Here is an 11,415-nt window from a genome sequence, read left to right as displayed (position 1 = left end):
CCAAACCTTTTAAACAAAATAACTCTTCAGCGGAGGAAAGCCATTAAACTCAATAGCGCTATAGCTAGTAGTATAAGCACCTGTTGATAGCCAGTAGAGTCTGTCACCTGCTGAGAGGTTTAGGGGTAGGCCGTATTTGTAGTTTTCGTACATAATATCAGCGCTATCACAGGTAGGGCCTGCGATAATGACTTCTTCTAGCTCGCCTTTCTTTTCGGTATAGACTGGGAATTTAATGGCTTCGTCCATAGTTTCGATTAGACCTGAGAATTTACCTACATCGGTAAATACCCAGCGTTCTACAGCGGTTCTAGATTTGCGTGAAACCATTACCACTTCACTTACCAACACGCCTGCATTCGCTACCAGTGAACGGCCTGGTTCTAGGATAATTTCTGGTAGCTCTTCGCCAAAGTCTTCTTGTAAAAAACGTAAGATTTCTTTGGCATACATTTCTAATTCATTAGTTTTTTGTAGGTAGTTAGCAGGAAAGCCACCGCCCATATTAATCATTTTTAGTTCAATATTGTCTTCTTCTTTAAGACGTTGAAAAATCACTTTTACCTTAGCAATAGCGCCATCCCATACGTCAATTTCACGTTGTTGCGAACCCACATGGAAAGATACTCCATAAGGTACTAAACCTAGTTGTTTAGCTAAAATTAATAAATCCATTGCCATATCACTTTGGCAACCAAACTTACGGGAAAGTGGCCAGTCAGCTGAACTTGAACCTTCACTTAAAATACGTACATAAATTTTTGAACCTGGTGCTGCTTTGGCAATATTACGTAAATCAGATTCTGAATCTGTAGCAAATAAACGTACGCCCTTTTCATAGAAATAACGAATATCTTTGCTTTTTTTAATAGTATTGCCATAGCTTACTTTTTCAGGTGATACACCTTGCGCCAGCACTTTATCTAATTCATAGATAGAGGCAATATCAAAATGTGAACCTTTGTCTTTTAGTAAACGAGTAATTTCTACTGCAGGGTTAGCTTTTACTGCATAGTAAATTTTAGCAAAGGGAAAGTTATTTACTAGCTGGTCATATGCATTTGCAATGGTCTTGGTATCAATTACAACGAATGGGGTGTCATGCTGTTCAGCACATTCTTTAATGCGTTTAAAAGTTTCAGGCGCATAGTAGTCTTCTACTTTAATAGTAGTCATGGTCATTGTGGGTTACTCCAAATTTATTATTAAACATTTTTACTGGATGAACGCCTAATCAGTATCCCCACTTTGGATCGCCTACTTCCCAAGGCATGTCGCCGAAATATATAGTATTAAAACTGCTATCTCTCGTCATCAGTACTTGAGCCGGATGGATCGTTGCCAGCATGAGCGTTCAGGATGCGAACTTTATTCTTTAATTTATTTAAGATCAATAAGAAATTTGTATAAGTAATCCTTTATTTGGAATAATAAATTGTTTATTAAGAGCTTTTTCTTATAACATTGTTTTTATTTATAGTTATAATATAACATAACAAATCTTTATTGATCATGGGCAAATAATATGCGTTGTTTTTTATTAATAGGCTCTCTTTGCTATTCTTTAGTAATATCTACCGCAATGGCTACAACCTTTCATGATGAAGTATATGAAGGCAGTTTAACAGCCCATGAGCATGGTCGAGCACAGTTAAATATAGCTATTAGTGATGATACATTAGAAATAGGATTAGATTCTGCGGCTATTAATTTAGTAGGATTTGAACATATTCCTACAACAGAGAGTGATAAGACATTAGCATCTCAAGCACAACTACAGCTTAATAATCCATTAATATTATTTGCCATTCCTACTGTTGCAAAATGTAGCCTTATCGATAAGGAAATTATTAGTCCTATTTTTGTTAATCAGGCTATAAATAATAATATTGCGCAAAAACTAACTCATCTGGATATAGAAGCTAATTATAGCTTTACTTGTGCCAATATTACTGAGCTCAATCAGCTTGATTTAAGTTATTTCTTTAAACATTTCCCTAATACTAATAAGTTAACCATTCAATATATTAGCGATAATGGACAGAAGGGAATAGATCTAACCCCTGCAAAACCATTATTTAAACTTCAATAATGGCTAACTTAATTGATCTTAAAAATTTACAATTTGCTTGGCCTAAACAAGCCACTTTATTAGATATTGCTGAATTCACACTAGGTTATAATGAAAAGTTGTTTTTAAAAGGCCCTTCTGGCAGTGGTAAAACAACGTTATTAAGTTTATTAGGTGGTGTCTTGAAAGCTAATAAAGGAATTATTCAATTATTAGGTCAAGATTTATCCATGCTTTCCTCTGGTGCTAGAGACCAATTTCGTGTTGAACATATTGGCTATATTTTTCAACAATTTAATCTATTGCCCTTTTTATCTGTTGAAGAAAATGTACTACTTCCCTGTCATTTCTCTAAACGAAGAACACAAGTTGCTAATGAACACTTTGGTAGTATTCAACAAGCGGCTAAGTCTTTATTAACTGATTTAGGTTTGGATAAGACATTATTTTTACGACGTGCGGATCAGTTATCAATAGGACAACAGCAGCGTGTAGCTGCTGCAAGAGCATTAATTGGCTCACCTGAATTAATTATTGCCGATGAACCCACCTCTGCTTTAGATACTGATACTAGGGAAAGTTTTATTAAGCTGTTATTTAATGAATGTGATAAAACAGGTAGTAGTTTATTATTTGTCAGTCACGATCAAACCTTAACACCCTTATTTGATCGTTGCCTTTCCTTACCTGATCTCAACCAAACAAGTCAAGGTAAGGATACTGTCTAATATGTATTTATTTCGCCTTGCTTTTGCTAGTTTACGTAATCGATTGTTTACAGCGCTTCTTACTATTATGGCAATCGCTTTGTCTGTTTGTTTATTGTTAGCAGTAGAACGTGTAAGAACAGAGGCTAAAACAAGTTTTGCTAGCACTATTGCTGGTACAGACTTAATTGTAGGAGCTCGTTCTGGTTCAGTAAATTTGTTGCTTTATTCTGTCTTTAGAATTGGTAATGCAACTAATAATATTCACTGGTCTAGTTATCAAGATATTAGCCAAGATCCTCGTGTAGCATGGACAATTCCCCTTTCGCTTGGTGACTCTCATAGAGGATATCGTGTATTAGGAACTGACTTAAATTATTTTAAGCATTATCAGTTTGGTCACAAACAGCAGTTACAATTTGTTGAAGGTAGAGCTTTTAAAGATATATTTGATGTGGTGTTGGGTTCTGAAGTCGCTAAAACATTAAACTATAAACTGGATGAGAACATTGTATTAGCTCATGGGGTTAGTACCATTAGTTTAGTAAAACATAATGATAAACCTTTTAAAATAGTGGGTATTTTAAAACAAACAGCAACACCTGTTGATAGAACAGTGCATATTAGTCTACAAGGAATGGAGGCAATTCATATTGATTGGCATAATGGTATGCCTGCTCGTGGTAACCAACAAATATCAGCTGAACATGTTCGAGAATTAGATTTACAGCCTACACAAATTACTGCTTTTTTGCTAGGAGTAAAGAATAAGGTAGCCACTTTCGCATTACAACGACAAATTAGTAACTACAAAGCTGAACCTTTAATGGCTATTTTACCAGGTATTGCCTTGCAAGAATTATGGGGGTTAATGAGTACAGCTGAACAGGCGCTATTAGTTGTATCACTTTTCGTTGTGCTAACAGGTTTAATCGGTATGTTAACCGCTATTTTAACCAGTTTAAATGAACGCCGACGAGAAATGGCTATTTTAAGATCAGTAGGTGCTAAACCTTGGCATATTGCTAGTTTGCTTATAATGGAATCTTTTATGCTGGCTTTTATTGGTATAGCACTGGGTTTAGTTCTGTTATACATTGGTATTTTATGTAGTCAACATTGGCTACAAACAAACTACGGGTTATATTTTAGTTTTAATTTACCCAGTGTCTATGAATGGGGATTATTGGCTTGTATCTTACTAGCAGCCTTACTAATGGGGCTTATTCCTGCTTGGCGCGCTTATCGCCAATCGTTAACAGATGGATTATCTATCAAAATTTAGTCATCAATTATGATTATTAATTTACTGTTATGTTCTTTATTTTTATAGCCCTTAATCTATCAGTCTACTTCTTTTTATATGGTTATTTGATTTGTTATCCTTTAAATAACAAAGATAGGTTATAATTTTGTATACTATTTTAATAATTTCCCCATAAAGCATAAATAATTAGAGAAACAATCATGACTGTGATTAAACAAGATGATCTTATCCAAAGTGTAGCTGATGCACTACAATATATTTCTTATTATCATCCGCTTGATTTTATTGAAGCAATGAAAGAAGCTTATGACCGTGAAGAATCCCCAGCGGCTAAAGATGCTATTGCACAAATTTTAGTAAACTCAAGGATGTGTGCTACTGGTCACAGACCAATCTGTCAAGATACAGGTATTGTAACTGTATTTGTAAAAGTGGGGATGGATGTCCAATGGGATGGCGCCACCATGAGTGTTGACGATATGATCAACGAAGGTGTACGTCGTGCCTATACTTGCCCAGATAATGTGTTACGTGCATCTATTTTAGCTGACCCAGCAGGTGCTCGTAAAAATACCAAAGATAATACACCTGCCGTTATTCATTACTCCATAGTACCTGGTAATAAAGTTGAAGTTGATGTGGCCGCTAAAGGTGGTGGTTCAGAAAACAAAAGTAAAATGGCTATGTTAAACCCCTCAGACTCTATTGTAGATTGGGTGTTAAAAACTGTGCCTACTATGGGCGCTGGTTGGTGTCCGCCTGGTATGTTGGGTATTGGTATTGGTGGTACAGCCGAAAAAGCAGCAGTAATGGCTAAACAAGTATTAATGGATCATATCGATATCCATGAATTAAAAGCACGTGGCGCTAAAAATCGTGTTGAAGAATTACGTTTAGAGCTATTTGAAAAAGTTAATGAATTGGGTATTGGAGCACAAGGATTAGGTGGTTTAACCACCGTACTTGATGTAAAAATTATGGATTACCCTACCCATGCAGCCTCTTTACCTGTATGTATGATTCCTAACTGTGCTGCTACTCGCCATGCTCACTTTGTATTAGATGGTTCGGGTGCTGCTGAATTAAAAGCACCTCCACTATCCGCATACCCTGAAGTAGCTTGGGGAGATGCTGGTGCAGCAAGACGTGTTAATTTAGACACATTAAAACCTGAAGATGTTTTAGAGTGGAAATCAGGCGAAACTATTTTACTAAGCGGTAAAATGTTAACAGGCCGTGATGCTGCCCATAAACGCATGGTTGATATGTTAAATAAAGGTGAGCAATTACCTGTTGATTTAAAAGGCCGTTTTATATACTACGTAGGCCCTGTTGACCCTGTCCGCGATGAAGTGGTTGGCCCTGCTGGCCCTACTACAGCAACTCGGATGGATAAATTTACTCGTCAAATCCTTGAACAAACAGGTTTATTGGGAATGATTGGTAAATCAGAACGTGGCCCTGCTGCTATTGACGCTATCAAAGATAACAAAGCTGTTTATTTAATGGCGGTAGGTGGTGCAGCTTACTTAGTAGCGCAAGCCATCAAGAAAGCTAAAGTACTTGCTTTCCCAGAATTAGGTATGGAAGCTATCTATGAGTTTGATGTGGAAGATATGCCTGTTACTGTTGCAGTGGACAGTTCTGGTGTGTCTGTTCATAACACTGGCCCACAAATATGGCACGAAAAGATAATTGAAAAACTCAAAGAAACTAAGTAAAACTAAAAAGGCTTCTTAAAAGAAGCCTTTTTTACATCTGTATTGAGGAGTTGTTGGTGTATCATTTCATCTTTTATAGTCTATTTTCTATTGTTTCTATCGCTCTTCTTGTTGCTATCGTTCTGCATTATCGTAAAATTTTAAAAAAGGCGGAAGAAGACCAATTAAGATTAGAAGCTATTGTAAATACAGCTGTTGATGGAATTATTACTATTAATGAAAATGGTTTAATACAGAGCTATAACAAGTCTGCAGAGCGTATTTTTGGCTGGACTGCTGATGAAATTATAGGTCGTAATGTCAATGTCTTAATGAATAGTAATGACCAACAAAATCATGATCACTATTTACAACATTATCAAAAAACAAAAATACCAAAAATAATTGGCTCTGGTCGAGAGCTATTAGCTGTAAAAAAAGATGGTTCAACCTTTCCTATCCGATTAACACTTGGGGAAGCTAAACTACCTGATCACTCGCTTTATGTTAGTATCATCATAGATATGACGCAACGTAAAGCCATGGAAAATGCTCTACGTGAAAATGAGCAACAATTTCGCTCACTGGTTACTAATATTCCAGGTATTGCCTTTCGTATTACTGCCAACTTAGAAAGAAAATCAGTTTATATTAGTGATGGTATTTCCCAACTTACAGGCTTAAAAATAGAAGATATAACATCCGGTAGAAGATCTTATCTTGAAGTGATTAAACCCGAGTTTATTTCTCTATTAGATGAAACTTTATTAAAAGTCATTGCAACTAAAAAACGCTATACAATAGAGTATCAAATAACTCACTTAGATGGTCGAGAACTTTGGGTTTGGGAAAGTGGTGTATTTGTTTCTAATGGTGATCAACAATGGATAGATGGTGTTATTTTAGATATTACCGATCGTCATTTAATTGAAGAGCAAATACGTACTTCTCGAGATATAGCAGAAAAAAATGCGGCAAATACTATGGAGTTCTTAGCCAATATCAGCCATGAAATACGAACACCACTTAATGCTGTGTTTGGTTTTACTCATCTATTGGCTGAAACACCTTTATCTTCTATTCAAAAACATTATATGGAGTCAGTAACTAGTGCTACAAACTCCCTATTTTCATTAATCAATAATGTACTAGATGTAATGAAACTAGATCGTTCAGCCATGGAACTAGAAAATATTGATTTTTCTTTAAAAGCACTACTTGAAGATTGTATAACCCTTTTCCGACTCTCTGCTCAAACAAAAAATCTAAAACTTACATTAGATTACTCACCTAATCTAAAAACCTTTTTTAAAGGTGATCCATTAAGAATTCGGCAAATAATTACTAATATTCTCTCAAATGCCATTAAATTTACTAAACAAGGCGAAATCTCAATCAATGCCTTTATGGATCAAAATAAAGTTCATTTAGCTATTAAAGATACGGGTATTGGTATTAGTCCTAGTAATTTAGAAAAAATCTTTCTACCTTTTACTCAGGAAGATGCTTCGATGTCTCGTCACTTTGGAGGTACTGGTTTAGGGACAACAATTGCTAAACAGTTAACAGAGCTTATGCAAGGCAAAATAATGGTGGAAAGTAAACTTGATGTAGGAACAACTTTCCATATAATCCTGCCACTGCAAGAAGGTATTTATACACCACCTAAAGACAAAGAAACTCAACAAAAATTACCCTTATTAACTATTCTAGCTGTTGATGACATTCCATATAACCTAGAACTATTAGAAATCATTCTAAAAAAAGAAGGTCATACTGTGATATCTAAAACCAATGGTTTTGATGCCATAGAAGCTTTTAAAACAACACATTTTGACTTAGTGTTAATGGACATACAAATGCCTGACCTAGACGGTATTGAGACAACTAGAATAATACGTGAGTATGAACATAAACAAAATTTAAAAGCCACTCCTATTCTTGCATTCACTGCAAATGTGTTAGCACGTGAAAGACAAAATGCACGTACGGTAGGAATGAATGGTTTTGTAAAAAAACCGTTTGATTCACAGGACATAAAAAATACTATTGCTACAGTCTATTTTAATGGTTCCTTAAATGAACATTTATCCAATGATAATAATAGCGCTCCAATGGAAACTTCTTTATTAATAGACTGGAATAACGCGATCAGTTTATGGAACGATAAAGATCACTTAATTAAAGTAATTTACAATTTTTTAGTATCTATCAAAGAAGAATTAAGTACTTTTAAACTAACTGAACAAAATACTGATTTATTTTTCAATATCATCCACAAAGCTAAAGGAGCTTCTGGTAATCTTTGTTTATCAAAACTTTATCAATGCATAGTAAAAATTGAACAATATAAAAAGCCATTAGATTTAAATCAACTAAGTACTTTATTAGAAAGTTTTTTAGAAATTACAGAAGAGACTCTCAATGAAGTTATACCTTTGTTACCAATTACTGAACAACCTGCAAAATCAGCTATTATTATCACATCCATAGATGATAAAACATTCATTGCAGACGTTAGTACAAACTTAACATTAGGCAAAATGAATGATAGCCAAATACAAAGAGTATTTGATATATTGACGGCACACCATCAATATCAAGTATTATCTCAATTAAAGGAATCACTTGATAAATTTGAACTTATAAACGCTAGTTTTTTATTAAAAAACTTAATTAAGTAACCCTATGCACGCTAAAATTTTATTAGTTGATGACGAACCATCTAATTTGCAACTATTACGACAAACATTAAAAGAAGATTATGAACTATTCTTTGCAAAAGATGGTAAAACAACCCTACAACTTGCTGAGCAAAACAAACCAGATTTAATTTTATTAGATGTTCTAATGCCTCTAATGGACGGTTTTGAAACTTGTCGTCAACTAAAAAGCAATCCAAAAACTAAGCATATTCCTGTTATTTTTATTACCTCCCTTAATGACACTATTGATGAGTCTAAGGGTTTTGAAGTCGGTGGTGTCGACTATATTAGTAAACCCATAAAACCTATTACTGTAAAAGCTAGAGTTAAAACACACCTTACCTTAGTAGATATTGCTGAATTACGCAGAACACAGTTACAAATCATTGAATGTCTTGGCCGAGCGGCTGAATATAAAGATGATGATACTGGGCAGCATGTATCACGGATGAGCCGTTATGCAAAAGTGTTAGCAAAGGCAGTTGGTTTTTCAGAAGAGCAAGCTGATTTATTAATGAATGCTGTACCTATGCACGATATAGGAAAAATTGGTATTCCTGATTCTATCTTAATGAAACAAGCAGTGTTAACCCCAGAAGAAAGGGATATTATGCGCACCCATGTGGAAATTGGCGTAAAAATTATTGGTGAAGATCCCGCTGAACTTTTCAGGATAGCTAGAACAGTTGCACAACACCATCACGAAAAATGGGATGGTTCGGGATATCCTCAGGGTTTAAAAGAAGAAAAAATTCCTATAGAAGCTAGAATTGTTGCTATTGCTGATGTATTTGATGCACTCACTAATAAAAGACCTTATAAGCCTGAATGGTCTGTAGAACAAGCGATAGAATATATGTTGGAGCAACGAGGCAAACATTTTGATCCTAAGCTACTATCATTATTTATTGAAAATATGCCTTCTATTTTGGAAATCAAAGCTAAATTTGCAGATCAAAATTAATCTAAAAGAGATGATATACAACATAAAATCTATCAAAATGCTTTATTACTAACGATACAATTAGTATACTTCTCAAATCAATAATTAAATATAGTATTACTATACATAGCTGTTAAGTTTATAATTTATAGTTTCTATATTGTTCTAAGGATCGTACTAATTATTATGAGCGCACAAAATCCTCCTTTAACAGGACTTCCAAAACTGTTTGTAGATAACAATATCTTATCAGAAAATGATATGCGCCAAGCCATGCAACAATCAAAGGTAGAACAATTACCGCTTGTTACTTATTTAGTACAAAATAAAATGGCTAGTGCAAAAAGCATTGCTATACTCATTTCAGAACAATTAGGATTACCTCTTTTTGATTTAAGCAGTTTACAAATAGATGATGCCTTAAAGTCTGTAGTTACTGAAAAGCTAGCTCGTCAACACCGAGCAATCCCTCTATGGAAGCGTGGCAATAGTTTATTTTTAGGTATTTCTGACCCATCAAACCAACAGGGCTTAAGGGATATTCAATTTAATACAGGCTTACCTGTTGATGCAATTCTTGTTGAAGAAGATAAATTAACTTCTTTACTGGACCGTTTTTTTGATACAGAAGCAGAACAAGTCAGTACTAGTCCCTTACAAAAACCTGGTTCAGGTGATGATGAAAAAGAGGACGAAGCAGTTGTTAACTTTGTTAACCAAATGCTATTAAATGCTATACGTAGTGGCGCATCTGACTTACATTTCGAACCTTATGAAAAGAGTTACCGAGTACGTTTCCGTAGTGACGGGATTTTACAGATAAAATCACGTCCGCCCATTGAACTCGCACCGCGTATTGCAGCTCGTTTAAAAGTAATGTCTGATATGGATATTTCTGAACGTCGGAAACCTCAAGATGGTCGTATTAAATTAAAAGTTTCAGAAAGAAAATCCATCGATTTCCGGGTTAATACTTGCCCTACTTTATGGGGTGAAAAAATTGTATTACGGATATTAGACTCCTCTAGTGCACAAATGGGTATTGACTCTCTAGGTTATGAGCCTGAACAAAAAGCACTCTATATGGAAGCTCTTAGTCATCCCCAAGGTATGATTTTAGTAACAGGACCAACGGGTTCTGGTAAAACGGTATCCCTCTATACAGGTTTAAATATACTTAATACACCAGATATTAATATCTCCACAGCAGAAGACCCTGTTGAAATTAACTTAGAAGGGATTAACCAAGTTAACGTTAACCCTAAACAAGGAATGGATTTTGCGGCAGCGTTACGGGCATTCTTACGTCAAGATCCAGATATTATTATGGTTGGTGAAATTCGTGACTTGGAAACAGCAGAAATTGCTATTAAAGCTGCTCAAACAGGCCATATGGTAATGTCAACTTTACATACTAATAGTGCCCCTGAAACATTAACACGTCTAATGAATATGGGAGTTGCTTCTTTTAATATTGCGACCTCTGTCAATCTAATTATTGCCCAACGATTAGCAAGACGTTTATGTCCACATTGTAAGCAAGAAATGGAAATCCCCCATGAAGCCTTAGTAAAAGCAGGATTTCCAGAAGATAAAATTGGTAATTTCACTGTTTACGGCCCTGTAGGTTGTGACCGCTGTAATAATGGTTATAAAGGCCGTGTGGGTATCTATGAAGTAGTAAAAATAACTCCTGCTTTACAACGTATTATTATGTCAGAAGGCAATGCTATTGAAATTGCTGATGAAGCAAGAAAAGAAGGTTTTGCGGACTTAAGAACCTCTGGTCTCAAAAAAGTAATGGATGGTTTAACCAGTCTAGAAGAAGTTAATCGTGTTACATCGGATTAATAACTGGTAGAAACGATTAAAACTTTGATATTCATCATATTTTGACTATAGAACAAATATTCAACTTCTATAGCATGTAAGTTATGGTAGAATTACTACAGTATTTTATTGATGTAATAATGGATTGATTATAAAGAGTTTGACTTCAAAAAGTCAAAATGCTTGTAAAAA

Annotated in this window: 8 protein-coding genes; 7 read left to right on the top strand and 1 reads right to left on the bottom strand. The window is 35.0% G+C overall.

Annotation, left to right across the window (positions count from 1 at the left end):
* Positions 1 to 9: 9 nt before the first annotated feature.
* Entirely contained in the window at positions 10 to 1,176 is a 1,167-nt protein-coding gene (locus MTZ49_RS08495; RefSeq protein ID WP_264747859.1) for a type III PLP-dependent enzyme, read from the bottom strand.
* A 349-nt stretch (positions 1,177 to 1,525) separates the two neighbouring features.
* On the opposite strand from MTZ49_RS08495, the gene MTZ49_RS08490 reads away from it, so the two are divergent.
* From MTZ49_RS08490 to pilB, 7 genes are all read left to right on the top strand, one after another.
* Positions 1,526 to 2,092, top strand: coding sequence for a DUF2796 domain-containing protein (locus MTZ49_RS08490; RefSeq protein WP_264745122.1), 567 nt, complete (start codon positions 1,526 to 1,528; stop codon positions 2,090 to 2,092).
* Positions 2,089 to 2,799: an ABC transporter ATP-binding protein gene (locus MTZ49_RS08485; RefSeq protein WP_264747858.1), complete on the top strand. Its 711-nt coding sequence runs from the start codon at positions 2,089 to 2,091 to the stop codon at positions 2,797 to 2,799. Before MTZ49_RS08490 ends, MTZ49_RS08485 begins: the two co-directional genes overlap by 4 nt.
* 1 nt (position 2,800) lies before the next feature.
* Positions 2,801 to 4,063: an ABC transporter permease gene (locus MTZ49_RS08480; RefSeq protein WP_264745121.1), complete on the top strand. Its 1,263-nt coding sequence runs from the start codon at positions 2,801 to 2,803 to the stop codon at positions 4,061 to 4,063.
* Between the two features lie 182 nt (positions 4,064 to 4,245).
* On the top strand, positions 4,246 to 5,766 hold the full coding sequence (locus tag MTZ49_RS08475) for a fumarate hydratase (protein ID WP_264745120.1): 1,521 nt from the start codon (positions 4,246 to 4,248) through the stop codon (positions 5,764 to 5,766).
* Between the two features lie 56 nt (positions 5,767 to 5,822).
* Positions 5,823 to 8,429: a PAS domain S-box protein gene (locus tag MTZ49_RS08470; protein ID WP_264745119.1), complete on the top strand. Its 2,607-nt coding sequence runs from the start codon at positions 5,823 to 5,825 to the stop codon at positions 8,427 to 8,429.
* Between the two features lie 4 nt (positions 8,430 to 8,433).
* The gene (locus MTZ49_RS08465) at positions 8,434 to 9,414 is read left to right on the top strand and encodes a two-component system response regulator (RefSeq protein WP_264745118.1); all 981 of its coding nucleotides are present in this window, start codon (positions 8,434 to 8,436) and stop codon (positions 9,412 to 9,414) included.
* A 165-nt stretch (positions 9,415 to 9,579) separates the two neighbouring features.
* Complete coding sequence (gene pilB, locus MTZ49_RS08460) at positions 9,580 to 11,244, top strand: type IV-A pilus assembly ATPase PilB (protein ID WP_264745117.1); 1,665 nt, start codon at positions 9,580 to 9,582, stop codon at positions 11,242 to 11,244.
* Positions 11,245 to 11,415 lie beyond the last annotated feature (171 nt).

The sequence above is a fragment of the Entomomonas sp. E2T0 genome (assembly GCF_025985425.1).
In the GTDB taxonomy this organism is placed as follows: domain Bacteria; phylum Pseudomonadota; class Gammaproteobacteria; order Pseudomonadales; family Pseudomonadaceae; genus Entomomonas.
The sequence above is the reverse complement of the archived record's forward strand: the minus strand, read 5'-3'. Positions and strand labels throughout refer to the sequence as shown.